The organism is Rhodococcus sp. DMU2021 (assembly GCF_019641445.1).
Taxonomy (GTDB): Bacteria; Actinomycetota; Actinomycetes; order Mycobacteriales; family Mycobacteriaceae; genus Rhodococcus; species Rhodococcus pyridinivorans.
Genome location: NZ_JAIFKB010000002.1, coordinates 176,689 through 199,976, shown reverse-complemented (window position 1 = coordinate 199,976; position 23,288 = coordinate 176,689). Strand labels below are relative to the sequence as shown.

The 23,288-nt window shown below is 69.6% G+C and carries 23 protein-coding genes; 15 read left to right on the top strand and 8 right to left on the bottom strand.

Going from position 1 to position 23,288, the window contains the following annotated elements; all coding sequences use genetic code 11:
* The first annotated feature begins 79 nt into the window (after positions 1 to 79).
* Positions 80 to 838, top strand: a complete 759-nt coding sequence (locus tag K3M35_RS04280) for a DUF1906 domain-containing protein (RefSeq protein WP_006550591.1) — start codon at positions 80 to 82, stop codon at positions 836 to 838.
* On the opposite strand, the gene K3M35_RS04275 is transcribed toward K3M35_RS04280, so the two are convergent.
* From K3M35_RS04275 to K3M35_RS04265, 3 genes are all read right to left on the bottom strand, one after another.
* Positions 835 to 2,277 carry an MFS transporter gene (locus tag K3M35_RS04275; protein ID WP_220666030.1) on the bottom strand — a complete coding sequence of 481 codons (1,443 nt, stop codon included), beginning with the start codon at positions 2,275 to 2,277 and terminating at the stop codon, positions 835 to 837. The two genes, K3M35_RS04280 and K3M35_RS04275, sit on opposite strands and share 4 nt — an antisense overlap.
* A gap of 157 nt (positions 2,278 to 2,434) precedes the next feature.
* On the bottom strand, positions 2,435 to 2,818 hold the full coding sequence (locus tag K3M35_RS04270) for a hypothetical protein (protein ID WP_006550589.1): 384 nt from the start codon (positions 2,816 to 2,818) through the stop codon (positions 2,435 to 2,437).
* 87 nt (positions 2,819 to 2,905) lie between these two features.
* Positions 2,906 to 3,748 carry a hypothetical protein gene (locus K3M35_RS04265; protein ID WP_006550588.1) on the bottom strand — a complete coding sequence of 281 codons (843 nt, stop codon included), beginning with the start codon at positions 3,746 to 3,748 and terminating at the stop codon, positions 2,906 to 2,908.
* 378 nt (positions 3,749 to 4,126) lie between these two features.
* Here K3M35_RS04265 and K3M35_RS04260 point away from each other — a divergent pair, with 378 nt between their 5' ends.
* Positions 4,127 to 5,380: a mannosyltransferase gene (locus tag K3M35_RS04260; RefSeq protein WP_220666145.1), complete on the top strand. Its 1,254-nt coding sequence runs from the start codon at positions 4,127 to 4,129 to the stop codon at positions 5,378 to 5,380.
* On the opposite strand, the gene K3M35_RS04255 is transcribed toward K3M35_RS04260, so the two are convergent.
* The gene (locus K3M35_RS04255) at positions 5,316 to 5,612 is read right to left on the bottom strand and encodes a 4a-hydroxytetrahydrobiopterin dehydratase (protein ID WP_006550586.1); all 297 of its coding nucleotides are present in this window, start codon (positions 5,610 to 5,612) and stop codon (positions 5,316 to 5,318) included. The two genes, K3M35_RS04260 and K3M35_RS04255, sit on opposite strands and share 65 nt — an antisense overlap.
* Positions 5,613 to 5,637: 25 nt before the next feature.
* Between K3M35_RS04255 and K3M35_RS04250 the strand changes: the two genes are divergently transcribed.
* A complete protein-coding gene (locus K3M35_RS04250) occupies positions 5,638 to 6,060 on the top strand; it encodes a (deoxy)nucleoside triphosphate pyrophosphohydrolase (RefSeq protein ID WP_024103420.1) in 423 nt (140 codons plus the stop codon).
* Positions 6,061 to 6,084: 24 nt separating this feature from the next.
* Here the strand turns inward: K3M35_RS04250 and K3M35_RS04245 are convergent, their stop codons facing one another.
* Entirely contained in the window at positions 6,085 to 6,261 is a 177-nt protein-coding gene (locus K3M35_RS04245) for a hypothetical protein (protein WP_006550584.1), read from the bottom strand.
* A 360-nt stretch (positions 6,262 to 6,621) separates the two neighbouring features.
* Here K3M35_RS04245 and typA point away from each other — a divergent pair, with 360 nt between their 5' ends.
* From typA to K3M35_RS04220, 5 genes are all read left to right on the top strand, one after another.
* Complete coding sequence (gene typA, locus K3M35_RS04240; RefSeq protein ID WP_006550583.1) at positions 6,622 to 8,508, top strand: translational GTPase TypA; 1,887 nt, start codon at positions 6,622 to 6,624, stop codon at positions 8,506 to 8,508.
* 79 nt (positions 8,509 to 8,587) lie between these two features.
* On the top strand, positions 8,588 to 10,606 hold the full coding sequence (locus tag K3M35_RS04235) for an ABC transporter family substrate-binding protein (protein WP_220666029.1): 2,019 nt from the start codon (positions 8,588 to 8,590) through the stop codon (positions 10,604 to 10,606).
* Positions 10,585 to 11,508 (top strand): N-acetyl-1-D-myo-inositol-2-amino-2-deoxy-alpha-D-glucopyranoside deacetylase, encoded by a 924-nt coding sequence (mshB, locus tag K3M35_RS04230; RefSeq protein ID WP_050993397.1) that lies wholly within the window; start codon positions 10,585 to 10,587, stop codon positions 11,506 to 11,508. Before K3M35_RS04235 ends, mshB begins: the two co-directional genes overlap by 22 nt.
* A gap of 86 nt (positions 11,509 to 11,594) precedes the next feature.
* Positions 11,595 to 11,753, top strand: coding sequence for a hypothetical protein (locus K3M35_RS04225; RefSeq protein WP_006550580.1), 159 nt, complete (start codon positions 11,595 to 11,597; stop codon positions 11,751 to 11,753).
* A gap of 77 nt (positions 11,754 to 11,830) precedes the next feature.
* Complete coding sequence (locus K3M35_RS04220) at positions 11,831 to 12,271, top strand: hypothetical protein (protein ID WP_094980799.1); 441 nt, start codon at positions 11,831 to 11,833, stop codon at positions 12,269 to 12,271.
* On the opposite strand, the gene K3M35_RS04215 is transcribed toward K3M35_RS04220, so the two are convergent.
* From K3M35_RS04215 to K3M35_RS04205, 3 genes are read right to left on the bottom strand one after another with little or no spacing between them, the layout of a single operon-like run.
* Complete coding sequence (locus K3M35_RS04215) at positions 12,228 to 12,986, bottom strand: uracil-DNA glycosylase (protein ID WP_019288045.1); 759 nt, start codon at positions 12,984 to 12,986, stop codon at positions 12,228 to 12,230. The two genes, K3M35_RS04220 and K3M35_RS04215, sit on opposite strands and share 44 nt — an antisense overlap.
* Positions 12,983 to 14,488 (bottom strand): PH domain-containing protein, encoded by a 1,506-nt coding sequence (locus K3M35_RS04210; RefSeq protein WP_220666028.1) that lies wholly within the window; start codon positions 14,486 to 14,488, stop codon positions 12,983 to 12,985. The genes K3M35_RS04215 and K3M35_RS04210 overlap by 4 nt, the downstream gene beginning before the upstream one ends.
* Positions 14,485 to 15,042, bottom strand: a complete 558-nt coding sequence (locus K3M35_RS04205; RefSeq protein WP_006550576.1) for a PH domain-containing protein — start codon at positions 15,040 to 15,042, stop codon at positions 14,485 to 14,487. Before K3M35_RS04205 ends, K3M35_RS04210 begins: the two co-directional genes overlap by 4 nt.
* 101 nt (positions 15,043 to 15,143) lie before the next feature.
* Here K3M35_RS04205 and K3M35_RS04200 point away from each other — a divergent pair, with 101 nt between their 5' ends.
* The 7 genes from K3M35_RS04200 (at position 15,144) to K3M35_RS04170 (ending at position 23,264) form a co-directional block, all read left to right on the top strand.
* The gene (locus tag K3M35_RS04200; RefSeq protein WP_006550575.1) at positions 15,144 to 15,341 is read left to right on the top strand and encodes a hypothetical protein; all 198 of its coding nucleotides are present in this window, start codon (positions 15,144 to 15,146) and stop codon (positions 15,339 to 15,341) included.
* A 45-nt stretch (positions 15,342 to 15,386) separates the two neighbouring features.
* Positions 15,387 to 17,984, top strand: coding sequence for a bifunctional FO biosynthesis protein CofGH (locus tag K3M35_RS04195; protein ID WP_220666027.1), 2,598 nt, complete (start codon positions 15,387 to 15,389; stop codon positions 17,982 to 17,984).
* Between the two features lie 154 nt (positions 17,985 to 18,138).
* Positions 18,139 to 18,462 (top strand): ferredoxin, encoded by a 324-nt coding sequence (gene fdxA / locus K3M35_RS04190; protein WP_220666026.1) that lies wholly within the window; start codon positions 18,139 to 18,141, stop codon positions 18,460 to 18,462.
* A 22-nt stretch (positions 18,463 to 18,484) separates the two neighbouring features.
* Complete coding sequence (dapC, locus tag K3M35_RS04185; RefSeq protein WP_308257052.1) at positions 18,485 to 19,597, top strand: succinyldiaminopimelate transaminase; 1,113 nt, start codon at positions 18,485 to 18,487, stop codon at positions 19,595 to 19,597.
* A gap of 49 nt (positions 19,598 to 19,646) precedes the next feature.
* A complete protein-coding gene (locus tag K3M35_RS04180) occupies positions 19,647 to 20,351 on the top strand; it encodes a rhomboid family intramembrane serine protease (RefSeq protein ID WP_220666025.1) in 705 nt (234 codons plus the stop codon).
* Between the two features lie 57 nt (positions 20,352 to 20,408).
* The gene (locus tag K3M35_RS04175) at positions 20,409 to 21,839 is read left to right on the top strand and encodes an acyl-CoA synthetase (RefSeq protein ID WP_039957868.1); all 1,431 of its coding nucleotides are present in this window, start codon (positions 20,409 to 20,411) and stop codon (positions 21,837 to 21,839) included.
* A gap of 171 nt (positions 21,840 to 22,010) precedes the next feature.
* Positions 22,011 to 23,264 carry a CdaR family transcriptional regulator gene (locus tag K3M35_RS04170; RefSeq protein WP_006550569.1) on the top strand — a complete coding sequence of 418 codons (1,254 nt, stop codon included), beginning with the start codon at positions 22,011 to 22,013 and terminating at the stop codon, positions 23,262 to 23,264.
* Positions 23,265 to 23,288: the final 24 nt, after the last annotated feature.

The window sequence follows — 23,288 nt, the reverse complement described above, 5'->3', positions numbered from 1 at the left end:
TCGGTGTGGCCGGTGGGACGGCTGTGATTGTGATGCAATACGGCGGACGTACAGACGGCAATACGAAGGACAGGTTGCGATGAGCCTTTCGCGGCGGGACATGTTGCGGTACGCGACGCTCGGATCGGGCGTCGCGTTGATCTCTGCGCTCGGCGCACCGGGTCTGGCCCAGGGACGCCCGGTGCTCGGGACCATCATCGACTACTCGGCCGCCGTACCGTCGCCGTCGTCGATCCGCGCCGCCGGCCATATCGGCGCCATCCGGTACGTGTCCGATGCGCGACCCGATGCCGCCTGGATGCGCGCCAAGCCGCTCACCGGACGGGAAGCGGACGCGCTGCTCGACAGCGGACTCGAAGTGGTCTCGTGCTACCAGTACGGCAAGGCCGCGACCGCCGACTGGCTCGGTGGTTACGAGGCGGGGCTGAAGCACGCCCGGCGCGGCCTCGACCTCCACTACGCGGCCGGTGGCCCGGAGAACCGGCCGATCTACGCCTCGATCGACGACAACCCGACCTTCGAGCAGTTCACGCTCCAGGTCGTGCCGTACCTGCTGGGCTGGCAGGAAGTGGTCGGCGCTGGAAATCTCGGTGTGTATGCCAACTCGCCGACCATCGACTGGGCGTCGGCGATCTCCCTCGGGTCCTTCTACTGGCAGCACGACTGGGGCACGCCCAACGGGTACGTGCATCCGCGGGCGAACCTGCACCAGATTCCGGGCGAGGTCCGGATCGAGGGCATCGGCGTCGACATCAACCACGTGCTCACGCCCGACTACGGCCAGTGGTCGCTCGCCGGCAGCGCACCGAGTTCGGACCCGGGACTCCTGGGAAGTTAGCGCTCGGGTCGGGTGTCGTCGACGGGTCGCACGGAGCGGCCCGGCGGCGGGATGAGGACCGTGAAGACCAGTCCCACCACCGCCGCCCACATCGCCACCAGGAAGGTGGCGCGGAACCCTTCGAGTGCGGGCACCACGGAGTCGCCGATGCGCTGGGTCATCACTGCCAGCATCACGCCCACCACCGCTGCGGCACTCGTCGTGCCGATGGACCGCATCAGGGTGTTGAGGCTGTTGGCCGCGGCGGACTCGCGTAGCGGCACGGCACCCATGATGAGTGCGGGCATCGCGGCGTAGGCGAGGCCTATGCCGGCGCCGATGAGCATCGACGCGCCGACGATGTGCCAGACCTCCTGGTACAGCACGTACGCCATCAGGTATCCGAGGCCTACGAGCACCGTGCCGCAACCGAGGGTCACGCGCGCGCCGAACCGCGTCGTGATGCGCGCCGAGACGGGGGACAGCGCCATCATGACGAGCCCCGCGGGGGCGAGCGCGATACCGGCGGTGACCATCGTCTGCCCGAAGCCGTAGCCGGTCTCCGTCGGTGCCATCAGCAGCTGCGGGAACGCCAGGATGTTCGAGTACATCGAGAAGCCGATCGCGACCGACGCGAGATTCGTCATGAGGATCGGTCGGCGGGCCGACAATCGAAGGTCCACGAGAGGTCGCGGTACCCGCAGCTCGTACAGGCCCCAACCGACGAACACCACGACTGCCCCCGCGAGCATCCCGAGCGTGGCCGGGGCGGTCCATCCCCAGTCGTTGCCCTTGGTGACGGGCAGGAGCAACAACACGAGGGCGACGGAGAGCAGCAGCGCCCCGGCGATGTCGAAACGTCCCGGATTGCGGTGCGACGATTCGGGCACGACGAACAGGATCGCGGTGATACCGATGAGCCCGAGGACCAGCGACGCGACGAACAGCATGTGCCAGTCGGTCGCCTGGGCGACGAAGGCCGCGGCCGGAAGGCCGATCGCGCCGCCGACACCCATCGTGGCGCTGATGGTGGCCATGGCGCCCGGGAGTCGCCGGGAAGGCAGCTCGTCGCGCAGGATCGCGATACCGAGCGGGATCGCGCCCATCGCGGCGCCCTGGAGAGCCCGGCCGACCACGAGCGGGACGAGGGTCGTCGCGAGCGCGCAGACCGCCGAACCGAGCACCATGAGCGAGAGCGAGGTCAGCAGCATCCGGCGTTTGCCGAACATGTCGCCGAGGCGACCGCTGATGGGGGTGACCACCGCGCCGGCGAGCAGAGTCACCGTCACAGCCCAGGACGTGTTCTCGGGTGACGCGCCGACGAGCACCGGCAGCCGCGGGAGGATCGGGACGATCAGGGTCTGCATGAGCGCGACGCTGATCCCGACGGTCGCGAGGACCGGCACGATGCCGCGCGGGGCAGGAATCTCCCGGGTGGAGAGCGGTGTCTCTACGGCCATGCGGCTCCTCGGTCCGGGGCCGGGGTGACGCGGCCTACAACGACAATTTGTGCGCAATACGAACGACGCTGCCATCGTGTCTAACACGGCAGGGCCGTCGATCCCTAGTGCCCTCCCGCCGTCCGGTCCTGCGTGGCCGTTCGACCGGCGTCCGGTGTCAGGACTGACAGTGCTTGTCGGGCTCGGATTCGTCGACGGTGATCGAGAGCGGCGGATGCTCGTCGGGCGCGGAATGATCGCCGCGCCACGCCAGCAGCGACCAGCGCGACAGGCCGGACAGTGCCGAGCCGAGACTCGCGAACGACAGTGAGGACAACGCCGAACCGAACGACCCGACGGAGCCGATGGACAGAACCGACCCGCAGCCACCGATCGACAGGATCGAGTACGAGGAACCGATCGACAGGATCGACCGCTCCGAGGCGATCGACAGGATCGAGCGGTGAGAGAGGAGTGAGCGGCGGGAATTCACGGACGCGGCGCCGGCCGGGTGCCGCAGACGACGCTGCTTCGACGGGATGCGCGACGCGGTGAAGGCCATGCTCCGGTCTATCACGCCCGGCGTCGACGGGGGAAGACACGAAGGCCGCCGGGAGAAACTCCCGGCGGCCTTCGGTGAGTACGTGAATCAGGGAACGGCGACGAGACCCACGGTGGGCAGGAAGGTGCACGAACGCGGATCGGCGCCCTCGTCCTGCGTGGTGATTCCACCGGAGATCACGGCAAGGACCTGACCCGAACCGGTGTCGGCGATCGCGCTCAGCGTGGTCGGGCCGTCGGGGTTGATCTTCGCGTCGTTGGTGAGCGGTTGCGTGCCCGTGCGTCCGTTGGAGACGTTGACCCAGCTCAGGGTGAGCGGCTGTTGCTGTTCGCCGGCGGCGGGTGCGGTGCCCAGCGCGGTGAAGACGAAGCCGGTCTGGCCTGCGCCCGGTCCGGGAGGGGGAAGGTGCGACGGACCCGCGACCGCGAGGGCGGTGCCCACGGAGTCCTGGCTGTCGCCGATGCAGCCCTTGCCGATAGTCGGGTAGAGGAACTGCGAGATCACCACGGCGCCGGGCTCGGGGATCTCGGGTCCGCCGCCGCCGCTGCCATCGAGGAAGGTGATGACGCGCTGGAGCGTGCTCTTCACCGATTCGGGGAGCTCGGAGTTCGCGAGCAGTTCCTTGGCCTGCGCCAGCAGGTCGTTCTTGCCGTCGGCCGCGTCGGCGACATCGGCGGGGCCCGCGGCCGCACCGATGATCGCGGGCGCAAGGGAAGCCAGGGCCTCGGCCTCTTCGGGGTTCGCCCGGACCCCGGCGAGCAGGTCGGTCAACGACTCTACGGAAAGATCAGCGGGAATCTCGAACTGGGGCAGTTCGACGAGCCCTGCCAGGTCCGGCAGTACGGGTGGCGCCGGTTGCGCGACGGCCTGCGTAGGCACGGCCAATCCCGCGGTGGCGGCGAGTGCGCACAGCGTGAGCGCCCGTCGCATTCCTCGAGTACGAAGCACTGTTCCCCATCCTTGTCGTTGAAGCATCCGGTTGTTCGGGACGAACGACCGGATGCTGACGGCTCGAGGAGACACTCTATGGACCCCCCGCACACGGGACAAGCCTGCCGTTTCGGAACGGCGCGCCCATCGCTGGTTCGGGATTCTAACCACGGGGTGTTCCGTCCCTCGGATCCTGTCGAACATAACGCGTTCGACCTGAGAAGATTGTGACTGTAGATGAAATCGTTACGGGAGTGAACTCCGGTTCGTTTGCATGCCTATCGGAACGGTAATCTCCTTCGCCGGGTCCGGTTCACCGGACGGACGTTCGACGGGAGAGGCCGCACCGCAGTGCCACGAGGGTTTCCTTCGCACCGGATGTGGTGGTGCGCGGCGTTACTGGCGCTGTCCGTCGTCGTCCGGATCGCCTGGGGATTCATCACTCCCAACGGCATGAACCTCGTCGACCTGCACGTCTACGTCGACGGATCGGCCGCTCTGCTGCAGGGCGACCTCTACGGGTTCACCTATTCGGAGGACACCCCCGACTTCCCCCTGCCGTTCACCTATCCGCCCTTCGCCGCGCTCGTCTTCCTGCCCCTGCACCTGATCCCGTTCGGAATCCTGGGCGTGGCCTGGCAGCTGCTGACGGTCGCGGCGCTGTTCGCCGTCGTGTGGATCTCGCTCGAACTCGTCGTGGACGCGCGGGCACGGAGCCGGTCGTGGGTCGGTGTCGCGATGCTGTGGACGGCTGCGGGCATATGGACCGAGCCGGTACGCACGACCCTCGACTACGGCCAGATCAACGTCTTTCTCGTCCTCGGCGTGATGCTCGCGGCCCGCAGTTCCCGGTGGTGGCTGTCGGGTGGGCTCGTCGGCGTGCTTGCCGGGATCAAGCTCACGCCTGCCATCACCGGCCTGTACTTCCTCGCGCAGCGACGCTGGCGCGAGGCGGTGTTCTCCGCGGTCGTCTTCGTGGGGACCGTCCTGGTGAGCCTGCTCGTGCTCGGCTCCCAAGCCGCCACCTATTTCGGGTCCCTCTTCGGCGACGCGGATCGGATCGGGCCGGTCGTGTCGGTGTGGAACCAGTCGCTGCGCGGAGCGCTGGGTCGTCTCGCGGGTGAGGACGTCGGACTCGGGCCGGTGTGGCTGGTCGGCGTCGTGGTCTGCGCGGTCCTCGCGTTCGCGGCGTGGCGGTCGCTGGAACCGCTGCCCGACGGAACGCGCGACCGTCTCGGCACGCTGCTGATCGTGCAGTTGTTCGGTCTGCTCGTCTCGCCCATCTCGTGGGTCCACCACTGGGTGTGGGTGGTCCCTTTGGTGCTGTGGCTTCTCTACGGACCCTTGGCGCGGTCGCTCGGAGCCCGCATCGTCGCCGCGTGCTGGGCCGCGGTCACGCTGATCGGCGTTCCGTGGGTACTGAGTACGGCGCAGAACTCGATCTGGGATGTCGAACGTCCCGCTCCGCTCGCCTGGCTCGGCGCCGTCAACGTGGTCGGTGTCCTCGCCGTCTACGTCGTCGTGATCCTCGCAGCCCGGGGACGTGAGGGGCAGGACGAACGGGTGACTACAGACCCGAGCGCCGTGCCTCCTCGTCGATCCGACGCGCAAGAGCCGGATCCGACTCCGTGATGCCACCGGCGGAATGCGTGCTCAACGCGAAGGTCACCTTCCGCCACCTGATGTCGATGTCCGGATGGTGATTCGCCTCCTCGGCGACGACGGCCACCCGGTCGACGAGTGCGATCGCGTCGGGGAAGGTGGGCGCCTCGATGGTGCGGACCAGCGACTGTCCCGCGCGGTGCCAGTGCGGCAACTCGGCCAGCGCGGCGTCGATCTCTCCGTCCGTCAGCAGCTGGGACATGACTCATTCTGGGACGATGCACGTCATGTCTGCAAGCACATCGTCCGCGAGTACACCGGCGCCCGACGGGCACGTCGTGGCCGGCGCCGTCATCCGGGACGGACGCGTGCTGCTCGCCCAGCGCACGCGGCCCGTCGACCTCGCGGGCCTGTGGGAGTTGCCCGGAGGCAAGGCGGAACCGGGGGAGAGCGTGGAGGCGGCGCTCGTGCGGGAGCTGAGGGAAGAGCTCGGTGTCGAGGTGCGCGGTGCGGAGCGACTGGGGGTCGCGGTGCCGTTGGCCGGAGGTCGCGAGTTGTGTGCCTACAGGGTCGAACTCGTCTCGGGTGATCCCGAGCCGCTGGACCACGCGGCGTTGCGGTGGGTCGACGCGGACGAACTCGGGGAGGTCGATCTCGTCCCGGCCGATCGTGCGTGGATTCCCGATCTACGCGAACATCTGCGGCGCTGAGGTCATACGGCGCATGCCTGGTGGTCAGGCGGCGCGGGCCTTGTCGAGATACTTGCGCAGTTCCTTCTTGCTGAGCCCGTCGTTCTCGACCTTCTTCATGCGCATGACGACGACGGGGCATTTGAGGCACCGCGTCTTCTTGCGGCAGCACTTCTTCTTCGGCTTCAGGCCTGCGACCTTGCTCGCCTTCACCTTCCCCATACGTCCCGCCTGCCTTCCACGGTCCTGCGCGCGGCGAATCACCGGCGAGCGAAGGTTAGCATCCCCTTACTCGCGGACCCAGGGGTGCATGTGGTGCCGGATTCGGCGGTTACGTCTCCTGGGGGAGTGTCGAGCGTCACCCCGATCGTCGCCGACCTGCGGGTATCTGATGAGGTAGAAGCGGCGACCGACGAACGGCCTGTAAAGTGTATTGACGGCCGCAGTGCCTGCACGCCGAGAATCGGACGGGGCAGGTAGCTCGCAATCTCGCGTCGCGGCCATCGAGACGAACGCCGTACGGGCGAGGTGCCGACCGGGTCCAGTGCCGTGTGGCCGGACTACAGCCAGGAGAGCTATCGCGTGAGCACCGCTGATTTTCGGAACGTCGCCATCGTGGCGCACGTCGACCATGGAAAGACCACTCTCGTCGACGCCATGTTGCGCCAGTCGGGCGCGTTCGCCGAACGTGCGGAACTCGTCGACCGGGTCATGGACTCGGGCGACCTCGAGCGCGAGAAGGGCATCACCATTCTCGCGAAGAACACCGCGGTGCACCGTCACCACCCGGACGGCACCGTCACTGTCATCAACGTCATCGACACCCCCGGCCACGCCGACTTCGGCGGTGAGGTCGAGCGCGGCCTGTCCATGGTCGACGGCGTCGTCCTGCTGGTCGACTCCTCCGAGGGCCCGCTGCCGCAGACCCGCTTCGTGCTCCGCAAGGCGCTCGCCGCGTCGCTGCCGGTGATCCTCGTGGTCAACAAGACCGACCGCCCGGACGCCCGCATCGCCGAGGTCGTCGAGGAGAGCCAGACCCTGCTGCTCGACCTCGCGTCCGACCTCGACGACGAGGCCGCCGAAGCCGCCGAGCTCGCCCTCGAGCTGCCCGTCCTCTACGCCTCCGGTCGTGAGGGCAAGGCCTCGAAGAAGCAGCCCGAGAACGGCCAGGTCCCCGACGCCGAGAACCTCGACGAGCTCTTCGAGGTCCTCATGGAGTGCATCCCCGCACCCAAGGGTGATCCGTCGGCGCCGCTGCAGGCCCACGTCACCAACCTCGACGCCTCCGAGTTCCTCGGTCGTCTCGCGCTGCTGCGCATCCACCAGGGTGAGCTGCGCAAGGGCCAGACCGTCGCGTGGATGCACGCCGACGGCGTCAAGAACGTCAAGATCACCGAGCTGCTCAAGACCGTCGGTGTCGAGCGGCAGCCGGGCGAGGTCGCGGTCGCCGGCGATATCGTCGCCGTGGCCGGCATCCCGGAGATCATGATCGGCGACACGCTCGCCGATCCGGAGAACCCGGTGGCGCTGCCGCGCATCACCGTCGACGAGCCGGCCATCTCGATGGTCATCGGCACCAACACCTCGCCGCTCGTCGGCCGGGTCAAGGGCCACAAGCTCACCGCTCGCATGGTGAAGACGCGGCTCGACTCCGAGCTCGTCGGCAACGTCTCGCTGCGCGTCCTCGACATCGGACGCCCCGACGCGTGGGAGGTGCAGGGCCGAGGCGAACTCGCCCTCGCCATCCTCGTCGAGCAGATGCGCCGTGAAGGCTTCGAGCTGACCGTCGGCAAGCCGCAGGTGGTCACCCGCACCATCGACGGCAAGCTCCACGAGCCCTACGAGGAGCTGACCATCGACAGCCCCGAGGAGCACCTCGGCGCCATCACCCAGCTGCTCGCGAACCGCAAGGGCAAGATGGTCCAGATGACCAACCAGGGCACCGGCTGGGTTCGTATGGAGTTCATCATCCCGTCGCGCGGTCTGATCGGTTTCCGTACCGACTTCCTCACGGAGACCCGCGGCACCGGCATTTCCAACGCCATCTTCCACGGTTACGCGCCGTGGGCCGGCGAGATCCGCGCCCGCCACACGGGTTCGCTCGTCTCCGACCGTGCAGGCTCGGTCACCCCGTTCGCGATGATCCAGCTCGCCGACCGCGGCACCTTCTTCGTCGAACCGGGCAGCGACACCTACGAGGGCCACGTCGTGGGCATCAACCCGCGCGCCGAGGACCTCGACATCAACGTCACCCGCGAGAAGAAGCTCACCAACATGCGCTCTTCGACCGCCGACGTGATGGAGACCCTCGCCAAGCCGATCGAGCTGACCCTCGAGGCAGCGCTCGAGTTCTGTGCTGCGGACGAGTGCGTCGAGGTCACGCCGGAGGACGTGCGCGTGCGCAAGCTGCACCTCTCGCAGACCGACCGTGCGCGTGCGCGGTCGCGGGAGAAGGCCCGTAACAAGTAGTCCAGGTGTGGGGTGGCCCCGGCGAGCGCATGCTGGCCGGGGCCACCCACGTACCACCTGCCTCACGGAAGGAGCCCGAGTGTCGCGTACGCGCGCTCGTCGCCGACTGATCGGGGCGACGGCCGGCCTGGCCGTGGCTGCGCTGGTCCTCACCGGTTGCACCGCCGACCCGCCGCCGCCCATCGAGCAGACGGAGCCGACCACGACCCCGGCTCCCGCTCCGAAGCGCAGCACGGTGGTGGTCGCGATCGACGAGGTCGGTTCGGGCTTCAACCCCCACCTGCTCGCAGACCAGTCGCCCGTCGCGAACGCCGTTGCCGAACTCGTGCTCCCGAGTGCCTTCCGGGCCGTGCCCGATCCGGAGAATCCCGCTGCAGCACTGTGGGTTCCGGACGACTCGCTGCTGCTGTCCGCGGAGGTCACCGACGAGGCGCCGTTCACCATCACCTACCGCCTGCGCGACGAGGCCCAGTGGTCGGACGGAGCGCCGATCGTTGCCGAGGACTTCCGGTATCTGTGGCGGCAGATGATCACCCAGCCCGGCGTCGTCGATCCTGCCGGCTACCGCCTCATCGACGACATCCGATCGTCGGGCGGAGGCAAGATTGTCACCGTCACCCTGCGCGAGCCGTATCCGGCCTGGCGCGAACTGTTCACGAATCTCTTGCCCGCGCACCTGGTCAAGGACACTCCGGGTGGCTTTTCCACCGGCCTGTCCGAGACGATTCCCGTGTCCGGCGCGCGATTCCACGTCGACAACGTCGATCGGGGGCGCGCCGAGGTGCTGCTCGAACGCAACGACCGGTTCTGGGGCACCCCGGCCGGACCCGACGAATTGATCATGCGCCGCGCCGGCACCGACGCCCAGGTGACCGAATCGGTGCGCAGCGACGACGCCCAAGTGGTCCAGAGCGCGGGCGGTGTCGCTCTCGAGGCGCAGCTCGCCGCCGTGCCGGGTGTGCGGACCGGCGTCCAGCTCCAGCCGCGCACCCTCGATCTGACCCTCAACACGCGCACCGCCGAACTCGCCGACCCGGTCGTCCGGCGAGGCATACTCGACCTGCTCGACCCCGAGCTGCTCGGACTTGTCGCCACGGCCAACAGCACCGGGGTCGTGCGGGCGCGGGCCCAGGTGCTCGCGCCGTCCGATCCGGGATACACCGACACGATGCCGGCGCGTCTGTCCCGGGAGCAGGCCCTCGGACGTCTCGCCGAGGCCGGATATCTACCCGTCCCGCCTGCCGTGCCCCCGGTGCCGACGGACCCCGGCGCACCCGGCCCCGAAGCGCCGGAGGCCGCTGCACCGGAGACGGGGGCATCCGAGACGGCGGCATCCGAGACGGCGGCGCCGACGAGCGCGACTCCCGGACCGAGAACTCCCGACGGGCCGGCCCTGCCCGAGGGCACCCTGGCCCGGGCCGGCGTGCCGTTGACGCTGGTCGTGGGCGTGCCGGAGGGTGACGAGACCGCCCGCGCCGTCGCACGCACCGCCGTCGACCTGTGGCGTGGCGCCGGGATCGACGCATCGGTCGACGAACTTCCCCCCGACGAGCTGTACGGCGAAGCCCTCGTCGAGGGCACCGTGCACGCGGTCGTCGGCTGGATGCGTGCCGGTGGAGACCCTGCCACCGCCGCGCTGTCCCGATTCGGATGCGTCCCGGTGGCCGCAGCACCCACCGTGGCGGGGGAGGACCTGCCGACCGTGCCCGAGTCCGACCTCCCGGCGCAGCCCGACGCCCCCGGGACGGCGGAGGCGGCACAGTCGTCGGACCCCGCGACCACCACGCTCGACGAGGACGACGTCGAGGAACGTGAGGATGCGCTCGCAGCGCAGCTCGAGGCTCCGAGCAACCTCTCGGGTGCGTGCGATCCCGGTCTCGAACCCGATCTGCTCGCTGCACTGAACGGCACCACCGACCCGGCGAAGGTCGTCGCCGACGCGCAGGCCAGGCTGTGGGATCTCGCGGTGAATCTGCCGATCCTGCAGGACCGGGCCGTTGTCGCCGCCGGTCCGGGCGTCGAGAACGTCTCGCTGACAGCCGCCGTCGCCACCGGTATTCTCGGCGACGCCCATCTGTGGGGAAGGACCACACCGTGACCGATGCTCCGGGAGCTCTCCCCGACGTTGCGGATCGACGACTTCTGCTCGTCCACGCCCATCCCGACGACGAAACCCTCACCACCGGCGGCACCATCGCCCGGTACGTCGCCGAGGGCGCCGAGGTCACCGTCGTGACCTGCACGCTCGGTGAGGAGGGCGAAGTGATCGGCGACGAGTGGGCCCAGCTCACCGCCGACCGCGCCGATCAGCTCGGCGGATACCGCATCCTCGAACTCACCCGGGCGCTCGACGCGCTCGGCGTCGAGCGACCGCGTTTTCTCGGCGGTGCCGGGCACTGGCGCGACTCCGGGATGGCGGGCACCCCGTCCGCCGACAATCCTCGGGCCTGGGTCAACGCCGACCGCGACGAGGCGATCGAGGCGCTCGTCGCCGTGATCCGCGAGACGCGTCCGCACGTGGTCGTCACCTACGACCCGTTCGGTGGCTACGGGCATCCCGACCACATCGCGGTGCACGAACGGGTGACCGCGGCCGTCGAAGCGGCCGGCACCGAGGACTATCCGTCCGCCGGGGCGGCGTGGACCCCCGCGAAGGTGTACTGGACCGTCGCCGAACGGTCCGCGCTCGAACGCGGCATCGCCGCCATGGGCACGCTGCCCGACGGCTGGCGCCGACCGGAGGCCGGCGAACTGCCGAGCGTGCCCGACGACGAGGTCACCACCGTCGTCGACGTCCGCTCGGTTCTCGACGCGAAGCGGACCGCGATGGCCGCGCACACGACCCAGGTGCTGGTCGCGGAGGACGGCGAGCAGTTCGTGCTCTCCAACCTCGTCGCCCAGCCCGTCTTCGACCAGGAGCACTTCGTGCTCGTGCGCGGGCAGCTCGGCCTGACCGACTCCACGGGACGAGAGGACGACCTCTTCTCCGGCATCGGCTAGTGTGACCCGAGTCATCAACGAGGCTGTGGGTGGTTCGCGTCACCCGGCCTCGCGTACCACGCAGGCACACCGTCAGGGGGTTGTCGATGTACAACTGGTCCGTCCAGAACCAGATCGTCGCGTTCGTGGAGTCGTTGAGGCCGTACGCCGACGAGATCCGGGCCGACTACTGGCACGCTCTGTACTCCTTCGCCGACCAGCAGAGCGCGCTGCTCACCATGCTCGGATACCCGCCGGTTCCCTGACGTCCCGTGCGTGGGTCGCGGATGGTTCCGCGGACCCCGGTTGTGCTCGGGCGCGTCCGGTAGCGCACCATCGAAGCATGACGGTCGATCCAGCAACCGCTGCACCCCTCGCGTCACCGGTGGGCGTCCAACCCCGGCGGGGGCTCGTCGCGCTGCTCGTGCTCGACGGTGCGCTGTGCGCCCTGTTGTCGGTCTTCTATCTCGGCGTGTACATCGCCGGAGCGCCCTTCCCGATCACCATCCTGCTGGCCGGCCTCGTCAACCTGCTGCTGGTGATGGCCCTCCGCGCCGAGACCGGATCCCTGCGCAGCGCGGCCCTGCCGCTGCTGGCCTGGGCCGTCGTCTTCCTCGTCTGCCTCGTGGGTGGGCCGGGCGGCGACCAGCTCGCGCTCGGCGACTGGCGGACCCTGCTGCTGCCCGTGGCCGCGCTCGCCCCCGCCGGCGGCTACCTGTTCTCGGCCCGCATCAGGGAGATCACCCAGGCAGTGGGAGGGACGCAGCCCGCGCCGCGTCCCTGAGCACCTCGGTCACCATCTCCTTCGTCAACCGGCCGGTGAAGGTGTTCTGCTGGCTGACGTGATAGCAACCGAAGAGGTGCAACGGGTGCTCCCGCGCCTCGGTGGCAGCGAGCAGCACATGTGCGCCGTGCCCGAACTTGGGGCGGGGAACCGGAATCGTCCACCCCGCCGCCGACAGGACCGGCAGTAGTGCCTGCCACCCGAACCCGCCGAGCACGACGACCGACCTCAGCGTGGGGGAGAGCAGGTCGAGTTCCTGTTCGAGCCAGTGCCGGCAGGTGTCGCGTTCGACGACCGTGGGGCGATTGGCCGGTGGCGCGCAGTGCACCGGCGACGTGATGCGCGTGCCGAACAGTTCGAGGCCGTCGCCGATGTGCGTCGCGGTCGGTTGCGACGCCAGTCCCGCGTCGTACAGGGCCGCGTACAGCACGTCGCCCGACCGGTCGCCCGTGAACATCCGTCCTGTGCGGTTCCCGCCGTGCGCGGCGGGCGCCAGCCCGACGATCAGCAGGGACGCATCGGCCGGGCCGAAGCCCGGGACGGGCCGGCCCCAGTACTCCTCGTCGCGGAAGGCCGCTCGTTTCTCCCGCGCGACCTGCTCACGCCATGCGACCAGCCGCGGACACGCGTGGCAGTCGACGAGCGCGTCGTCGAGCTCGGCCAGCGTCGCCGGGGGAGTGCCGTGCAGGGGGCCTTTGCCGGATGTCGGCTTCATCGGTCGATCCATGCTTCTCCCATACCCGGTGTGACCTCCTGGACAAGCGCCCACGCCTCGTCCACGGGGATGTCGATCACCTCGTAGCGTCCCGCACCCGCCGGCGTCGCCGCGACGACGGTCGCGAGACCGACACGGCGCTGGAAGAAGGTCTGCCGCACCGTCCAGCCGATCACACCGTCCGCATCGAGACAGATGCGCTGCCGGTCGATCGAACCGCTGCGGGCGACGAGATGTCCGTCGACGACGGCGTGGCCGAGACCCCGGTAGCGGTCCTGCGCCAGCGCGCACGCCCCCGCGACCAGCACCACGACCACCGTGGCGATCACGGCGAACGGCACGTGCCGGTCGGTGACGCTCAGGGCGACGAGCCCGGCGGCGACCACGACGGCCACCGGCCACAGCGTCCGCGTGTAGCGGCGACGCCGGGCACGGGGACCGTGACTGCGCAGCGGAACGTCGAGCGGCAGCCCCCCGGTGAGCACCTCGGCCGCGACCCGCCGGACCTCCCCGTCGGGCGCCGACGGCAGGACCAGTGACGAACCGCCCTGTTGCGCGGTTCTGCCCGTCATGACGGCGTCGAGCCGTGCGGCGCCGACGAGCCGCAGCGCCAGCGGTTCGTGCAGCGCGATCCCGCGCAGCCGCGCCCGGTCGAGGGTGGTGTGACGGGTCGTGAGCAGGCCGTGCGCGATGCGCAGGACCCGCTGGTCGTCGGTTACCCGCAGATCGCCGTAGAGCAGCAGGTACCGCACGCACGCGGCCGGGCTGGCGACGAGCACGACGACCAGCACGAGGATCACGAGCGCGACCACCAGGCCGAGGTCTTCCGCGGTCTCCACCGCGCGGCGGACGACCTGCGATTCGGCGATCCACCGGCCGAGCCCGAACTGGAAGGCGGCACCGGCGACGGCCGCGATGGCGAGCAGTCCCGTCGTGGAGAACGGCGCGTAGCGCACCCAGGCCGGGTCGAATCGCGCCAGCTGACGCTCGGTGACGGCAGCGGTCGAGGTCGTCTCGACCGGCACGTCGTCCTGTTGCCCACCCCTCAGGAGAACGGCACGGAGCTCGGGGACTGCTGCGATCGGAAGGCCGTTGAGTTCGAACCGGTTGCGATCGGCGCCCCCGCTCTGACCCGTGCCGATCTTCACGACCGCGAGGCCCAGCACGCGATGCAGGAGGCGTTGCTCGACGTCCACCGACCGGATGCGGCTGCGGGGGATCGACAACTCGCGTCGTTGCAGCAGGCCGCGGCGGAGTTCGACGTGCTCTGGTCCTACGCGGTAGGTGGTGGTGAACCAGCGCAGCAGACCGACCAGCACGAGCACGCCCATCGCTGCGAGGCCCCACACGGGATTGCCGCTGGTGGACCCGATGACGAACGAGCCTGCGAGGACGGGCAGCAGGCGCAGGATCTCCTCGATCGGGTGGATCAGCAGCATCCGGCGATCGAGACGCGACCACGGCACCTCCTCGTCCGTCCCGGCCACGAGGGCGTCGTTCATGTCGCGTCCGTCTCCGAGCTCGCCGCGAGTGCGGTCAGGCGAGCGACGGTCTCGTCGGCGACCCGGCTGTCGAGCCCGACGATCTCCACCGCACCCGCCGCCGAGGCGGTGGTGACGGTGACGGTGGTCAGGCCGAGCCACCGGTCGAGCGGTCCACGCTCGGTGTCGACGGTCTGGATCCGGGAGATCGGTGCGATGCGGTGCTCCTGCGTCCACCAACCCGAACGCGTGTAGACCGCGGTCTCGTCCATCTCCCAGCGATGGACGCGGTATCGCCAGACCGGCACCACCGCGACGTGCAGTCCACCGAGGACGACGGTCGCGGCCGCGGCGGCGACGTGCCACCCGGCGCCCACCGGCGTGACGAGCACCCACACGACCTGCGCGACGACCAGCGGCAACCACATCAGCGCTGCACTCACGGCCCACAGCACACGCGCCTTCGGGCTCGGCCGCCACGACGGTTCCCTCATCACCACGCTCGTCGCTGCCGTGTTGTCGGCCGACCCCGCCGGCGAACTCTCGTCGTCCTCCACCCGCACCTCCTGCTCCATCGGGCCCCGTGTCCGGTTCCACGCTAGGCTGGGATCCGTAGAACCCGGCCGGACTCGCCCGATCCGATCTCACGATCGGGCCCTATCAGGAGGAGATCGCAATGACGGAGTCGAATGCGCTCGGCATCGAGATCCAGTCCGACAACGATTCCGAGGCCGACCGGCTCGAGCAGGCCATTCCCGTCTACGACGATCCTGCCGACGACCTGCCTTCGGACGTGCCCCTCGAAGCCGACCCGGCAGACACCTACGAGCAGTCCCGCGAAGTCCCGGCGGACGACGACTACCCGCGCGGATAGACCCCGAAGTGGCATGGGGGTGCTCGTAGGCGCATGATCGGGCCCATGACCGATTCCGCAGACGACACCCCGCAGTCCGCGATGCTCCCGACCCCCACCGTGCGTCCCGGCGCTGCGCACCGATCCACGGCGACTCCCTCGGGAATGCGTCGAGCGTTGCGTCGGGCTCGCGACGGGGTCGCACTGAACGTCGACGAAGCGGCGGTCCTGCTGCAGGCCCGGGGTGCCGATCTCGAGGATCTCTGTGCGTCGGCGGCGCGGGTGCGCGATGCCGGCCTTCTCGCGGAGGGTCGATCCGGCACGGTCACCTATTCGCGCAAGGTCTTCGTCCCCATCACCCGGCTGTGCCGGGACCGATGCCACTACTGCACCTTCGTCACCGTCCCCGGCAAGCTCCGCGCCGAGGGTCACGGCATGTATCTCGAACCCGACGAGATCCTCGAGATCGCCCGTCAGGGAGCCGAACTGGGTTGCAAGGAAGCCTTGTTCACACTCGGCGACCGGCCCGAGGACCGGTGGCCCGAAGCGAAGCAGTGGCTCGACGAGCGCGGCTACGATTCCACCCTCGACTACGTGCGAGCGATGGCGATCCGCGTCCTCGAGGAGACCGGTCTGCTGCCGCACCTCAATCCCGGGGTGATGAGCTGGGCCGAGATCTCGCGGCTGAAGCCGGTCGCCCCGTCGATGGGCATGATGCTCGAGACCACCTCCGAACGGTTGTTCACCGAGAAGGGGCAGTGCCACTACGGCAGCCCCGACAAGGATCCGGCGGTGCGGCTGCGGGTGCTCACCGATGCGGGCCGACTCGCGGTGCCGTTCACCACCGGCATCCTCGTCGGCATCGGTGAGGACTTCACCGAGCGTGCCGAATCGATCCACGCGATCCGTAAGTCGCACAAGGCATTCGGTCATATCCAGGAAGTAATCGTCCAGAACTTCCGCGCCAAGGACGACACCGCGATGCGCGAGCACGACGACGCCGATCTCGGCGAGTTCCTCGCCGCGATCGCCGTTGCGCGGCTCGTCCTCGGGCCGGGAATGCGCATCCAGGCCCCGCCGAATCTCGTCTCGCTCGACGAGTGCCGCGCGCTGCTCGGGGCGGGTGTCGACGACTGGGGTGGTGTCTCGCCGTTGACGCCCGATCACGTCAACCCCGAACGGCCCTGGCCGAATCTCGACACCCTGGCGCGCCTGAGCTCCGAGGCCGGCTTCGAGCTCACCGAGCGGATCGCCGCGCAGCCGAAGTACGTGCTCGCCGGGCAGCCGTGGATCGATCCGCGCATCACCGCGCACGTGCACGCCCTCGCCGATCCGGCCACGGGCCTCGCGCGCGAGGTGATCCCGTCCGGACTGCCCTGGCAGGAACCCGACATCGACTGGAAGTCGTCGGGTCGCGTCGATCTGAACTCCGAGATCGACGTGACCGGACGCAACACCGAGCACCGGTCCGATCTCGGGAGCGCTTTCGGCGACTGGGAGACCGTCCGCGAACAGGTGCTCGAGCTGGGCGCCTCCGCACCGGTGCGGCTCGACAGCGACGTGCTCTCGGCGCTGCGCTCCGCGGAACGGGATCCGGGCGGTTGCACCGAAGCGGAGTACATCGCCCTCGCCAACGCCGACGGCGCCGGTCTCGAAGCACTCGTGGCGCTCGCCGACCAGCTGCGCCGCGACACCGTCGGCGACGACGTCACCTATGTCGTCAACCGGAACATCAACTTCACCAACATCTGCTACACCGGCTGCCGGTTCTGCGCCTTCGCGCAGCGCAAGGGCGACGCCGACGCGTTCACCCTCTCGGCGAGCGAGGTCGCCGACCGGGCGTGGGAGGCGCACGTCGCCGGCGCCACCGAGGTGTGCATGCAGGGCGGTATCGATCCGGAACTGCCGGTGACCGGCTACGCCGATCTCGTCCGCGCCGTCAAGGCGCGGGTGCCGTCGATGCACGTCCACGCGTTCTCGCCGATGGAGATCGTCAACGGTGTCGCGCGCAGCGGCACGTCGATCCGGGACTGGCTCACCGAACTGCGTGAGGCCGGGCTCGACACCATCCCGGGCACCGCCGCGGAGATCCTCGACGACGAGGTGCGGTGGGTGCTCACGAAGGGCAAGCTCCCGACCGCCGAGTGGATCGAGGTGGTGACCACCGCGCACGAGGTGGGCCTGCGATCGAGCTCGACGATGATGTACGGGCACGTCGACCAGCCGCACCACTGGGTCGGCCACCTCGAGGTGATCCGCGGGATCCAGGACCGCACGGGCGGATTCACCGAGTTCGTGCTGTTGCCCTTCGTGCACCAGTCGTCGCCGCTGTATCTGGCCGGCGCGTCGCGTCCCGGCCCGACCATGCGCGACAACCGTGCCGCGCACGCCCTCGCCCGGGTCATGCTGCACGGCCGGATCGACAACATCCAGACCAGCTGGGTCAAGCTGGGTGTCGCCGGGACGCAGGCCATGCTCGAGGGCGGGGCGAACGATCTCGGCGGCACGCTCATGGAGGAGACGATCTCGCGCATGGCGGGCTCGCAGCACGGTTCGGAGAAGACCGTCGCCGAACTGGTCGCGATCGCCGAGGGCATCGGGCGGCCGGCGCGCCAACGGACCACCGCGTACACGCCGATCGAGCTCCCGGTCACCGCGGGCTGACCCGCCTCGACGGTCTGCACTCTGAAGTAGGGGACCCTTACTCCGGTGTGTGGCACGGGCACGGGGGATACTGGAGGACCGTGGGCGCCGAGGGTGCCCGCTCGGGCGAGACCGCGCAGGTCGGCGGGCTTACAGAGAGGCAGGGAGAACAGCAGTGACGTACACGATTGCGGAACCGTGCGTGGACGTGTTGGACAAGGCATGCATCGAGGAGTGCCCCGTCGACTGCATCTACGAGGGCGGTCGCATGCTGTACATCCACCCCGACGAGTGCGTCGACTGCGGTGCGTGCGAGCCCGTGTGCCCCGTCGAAGCGATCTTCTACGAGGACGACGTCCCGGACGAGTGGTCCGAGTACGTCAAGGCCAACGTCGACTTCTTCAACGATCTCGGCTCGCCCGGTGGCGCCACGAAGCTCGGCAAGGTCGACTACGACCCGCCGTTCGTCAAGAATCTCCCTCCCATGGGCGAAGAGTGACGAACGGACCGGTGGAACTTTCGTGAGCACGCGTGTCCGCCGTTCGGTGGCGAAGAGCCTGCCGGACTTCCCCTGGGATTCCCTGACCGACGCGAAGGCGAAGGCAGCGGCGCATCCCGACGGCATCGTCAACCTGTCGGTGGGCACACCGGTCGACCCGGTCGCCCCCGTGATCCGGGAGGCGCTCGTCTCCGTCGCGGAGGAGCCGGGCTACCCGACCACGCACGGCACCGCCGAACTGCGGCGGGCGGCCGTGGGTGCGCTCGAACGTCGCTACGGCATCACCGGTCTCGACGACTCGGCGATCCTGCCGGCGATCGGCACCAAGGAGATGATCGCCTGGCTGCCGTCGCTGCTCGGCCTCGGTGCCGACGATCTCGTCGTGATCCCCGAACTGGCGTACCCGACCTACGAGGTGGGCGGGCTGCTCGCCGGTGCCCGCATCATCCGCGCCGACGGGCTGACCCGCCTCGGCCCCGAGGTCGCGTCGCTGGTCTTCGTGAACTCGCCGTCGAACCCCACCGGCAAGGTGCTCGGACCCGACCACCTGCGCAAGGTCGTCGACTGGGCGCGCAGCCGCAACGCGATCGTCGTCTCCGACGAGTGTTATCTCGGGCTCACCTGGGAGTGTGAGGCCCTGTCGATCCTGCACCCGGACGTGTGCGGGGGCGACCACACCAACCTCCTCGCGGTGCACTCGCTGTCGAAGACCTCCAATCTCGCGAGCTACCGGGCCGGTTTCGTCACCGGCGACGCCGACCTCGTCGCCGACCTGCTCGAGGTCCGTAAGCACTCCGGCATGATGCTGCCGCTGCCGATCCAGGCTGCGATGACCGCGGCACTGAACGACGACGAGCACGAGAACGCGCAGCGCGAGAAGTACCGCAAGCGTCGCGAGGTGCTCCTGGGGGCCGTGCGCGGCGCCGGCTTCACCGTCGACCATTCGGAGGCGGGCCTGTACCTGTGGGCGACGCGCGGTGAGGGATGCCGCGCGACCGTCGACTGGTTCGCCGACCGCGGCATCCTCGTCGCACCCGGCGAGTTCTACGGTCCCGGAGGTGTCCTGCACGTCCGGATCGCGCTCACCGCGACCGACGACGCCATCGACGCCGCCGCTGCCCGACTGCGCCGATAGAGCGCGCCGACGCACCGCTCAGCGAGCAGCTCGCCGGTAGATTGGCCCCGTGAGTTCGTCCGGTGAGGATCCGCTGCTGTGGGTGCTCTACGTCGCCGTGGTGGCCATCGCTGCGGTGAGCGCGTCACGCTCCCATGCGGGAAGTTCCGTGCACGCGACGACGCGATCGTTCTGGTGGCCTCCGCCGGTCGCGGCGACGATCCTGTGGTCGGTGGTCGCGGTGGCCTCGCTCGCGCGACTGGTCTTCCCGGGACTGCTCGACGTCTTCCGGCGGCAGCCGGTCCGCACCCGGGACTCGGGGGAGTGGTGGCGCGTCCTCACCGCAGGTCTGATCGAGGACGGCGGCGTGCTCCTCACCGTCGTGAACCTGCTGTTGCTCGCGGTGGTCGCCATCGCGATCGTGCGGGTGTGGGGGTGGTACCGCGCACTCGGGTTGTTCCTGGTCGGCCAGGTGCTGTGGGGGTTGTTCACCACCTTCGTCTTCCCGTCCGACGGCGCGGGAACAACCGGCGCGACGCTCGCGGCGGCCGCGACCCTCGCGGGACTGTGGCCGGTCGTCGGAGCGACACGCTCGCTGCTCGTCGCCTCCGCGGCGACCTTCCTTCTCGGTGTGGTCCTCGTGATCGCGGGCGATGCGCACGGCGTGGCCGTCCTCGTCGGAATGCTGCTGGGCGCGGTCCTGGCCACCGTGCTTCCCCCGGCACATCTGGCGCGGACATCGATATCCGCGGCGCGCGGCGGCATCCACACCTGACCGCCACACCCGACCGCCCCCGCGAGGCTGCGGCATCGATATGGAATCGTGGCTGTCGTGTCTGCACTGCTTCGTTCGCTGAATCCGCTGGCCGTCGCGCGGGGCGACGATCTCCCGGACGTCGTCCGTATCGACGGCCACACCTTCTCCCGCAGCGATCTGCTCGGCGCGGCCACCGCCGTCGCGGCGCGGGTGGCGCGCGCCGATCGGGTGGCCGTGCTCGCGACTCCGAGCGCGACCACCGTCGTCGCCGTGACCGGTGCCCTGCTCGCCGGGACGACCGTGGTGCCGGTGCCACCGGACTCGGGGCCCGCCGAACTCGCCCACATCCTGACGGACTCGGACGCGCAGGCCTGGCTCGGTCCGGCGCCGGAGGTGCAGCATCCCGACGTTCCGCAGTTGCCGAGCCTGCCGGTCCGCCTGCACGCCCGCGACTGGCACCACCTGCCCGAGCCGAACCCGGCGCGAATCGCGTTCGTGCTCTACACCTCCGGGACCACCGGCGCTCCGAAGGGTGTGCTGCTGAGCCGCCGGGCGATCGCCGCGGGCATCGACGCGCTCGCCGAGGCGTGGGCCTGGACCGAGCGCGACACGCTCGTCCACGGGCTGCCGCTGTTCCACGTGCACGGACTCGTGCTCGGTGTGGTCGGAGCCCTGCGGGTGGGCAGCCGGCTGATCCACACGGGGAAGCCCACTCCGCAGGCCTACGCCGAAGCGCAGGGATCCCTCTACTTCGGGGTGCCGACGGTGTGGACACGCGTCGTCGAGGACGAGGACTCCGCCCGCGCGCTCAGCGGCGCGCGACTGCTCGTCTCCGGCAGCGCGCCGCTGCCGGTGCCGGTCTTCGAACGACTGCGTGAGCTCACGGGACTGGTTCCGATCGAGCGCTACGGCATGAGCGAGACGATGCTGACGCTCAGCACGCGCGTCGACGGCGAGCGCCGTCCCGGCTGGGTCGGCACGCCGGTGGCCCGGGTCGAGACGCGCCTGCGCGACGAGCAGGGCCGCGACGTGCCCCACGACGGGGAGAGCATCGGCGTCTTGCAGGTGCGTGGACCGATGCTCTTCGACGGCTACCTGAACAGGCCGGAGGCCACCGCGGCCGCGTGGACCGAGGACGGATGGTTCGTCACCGGCGATGTGGCGGCCGTCGACGAGGGCGGATTCCACCGCATCGTGGGTCGCGAGTCGACCGATCTGATCAAGACCGGTGGGTTCCGGGTGGGTGCGGGGGAGATCGAGACCGTTCTGCTCGGTCATCCCGCGGTGCGGGAGGTGGCCGTGGTGGGCCTGCCCGACGACGACCTCGGTCAGCGGATCGTCGCGTTCGTGGTGCCCGCCGCCGACGGCCCCCAAGTCGACGGGTCGGAACTGATCGACCTTGTCGCACAACAGCTTTCCGTGCACAAGCGGCCCCGGGAGGTGCGTGTGGTGGGTGACCTTCCACGCAATGCGATGGGCAAGGTGCAGAAGAAGAAACTGGGCTGACAGGGTCGGTGGGGAGCGCCCGCGGGCAGGTTCCTGTCACCGGAACTTCGTGGAAAATCGGTCACAGGGGTTGCATGTGTCACACTGCGAGGCGGATTCTCTACTGCACCGTATGTAGATCTACTCACTTCGATGGGGGTTCGAGGGATGTCTGTAACGGATCAGGTCCGGGTGACCGGGCACGATCGTCGGGGGGACGGTGACAACGCTCCGCTCTTCCTGGTGGACGGGAAGCCCGCGTCCGTTCCGCTGCGCGATCTGCCTGCCGTGGCTCGCAAACTCGTGGCGCACTTCGCCGACAACGTGGCGCCGTGTTCGCTGCGACCGGGCGAATCGCTGCGCGGTGACGTCACCGAGGTCACCGTGCGCTGCCTGCGCATCGCGATCCATCTCCTCGACTCCGGAGAACTACCCTCCGACGCGGAACTCGCCGACCTGCGCAGCAGCGCAGCCCAGTGGGCCCGCGCCGGCTTCCGGCTCGAATACATGCTCCGGATCTATCACGAAGGCATCCGTCTCGGGTGGGAGCTGGTCACCGATCGGGCCCGGGAGGGCGATGTCTCCTCCGTCGCCGACGCGTCCCGCCTGTGGATGGCGCTGCTCGAGAAGGTCACCGTCGCCGCGACCACCGGTTTCGTCGCCGAACTCGACGCCATCCGCCGTGAACGCGACGTCGCCGCGCAGGAACTGGTCGCCGCGCTGCTGAGCGGGCAGGACGCCGCGGCCGTGGCGCAACGCTCCGGGTTGGTGCTCGCCGACACCTACACCGTGCTCGCGGTCTCGCTCACCCGACATCCCGACGAACGCAATCCGCACGTGCGGCCGGAGGTCGTCGCGCGGCGCACCCTGCGCCGGGTCGAGACCGAACTCGAGGCGATCTGCGAGGGCCGCCACCTCGCGATGCTCGGCCCCGAGGGCGGCACCGTCCTGCTCCCCGAATCGCCCTCGACCGAGGCGATCGAGGAATTCCGGCAGCGCATCGAGACCGTCGCGGGCGTGTCCGTCACGATCGCTCTCGTCCACGCCCCCGTCCGGGAGGTGCCCACCGCGGCGAAGCAGGCCCACGAACTGCTCGATCTGGTGCGACGGCTCGGCCGTGCGGTCGGGGCCTACGGTATGCAGGATCTGGCCCTCGAGTACCAGCTCACGCGGCCCGGACCGGCGCGCCGTCACCTCGCACGCGTCCTCGACCCGCTCGACGAATCACCCGAACTCGTCGAGACGCTGGAAACGCACATCGCCCACGACCTGAGCCGCCAGCTCACGGCCAAGACCCTGCACGTCCACGCGAACACTGTCGACTACCGCCTCAAGCGGGTCGCGCAACTCACCGGATTCGACCCCACCCGGCCCTCCGGACTGCGCCAGCTGCAGGCGGCGCTGATCGCTCGACGACTCGAACTGGAGAGCTCCGAACAGGGCTGATATCGCGTCGGATTCGGCTTCCCG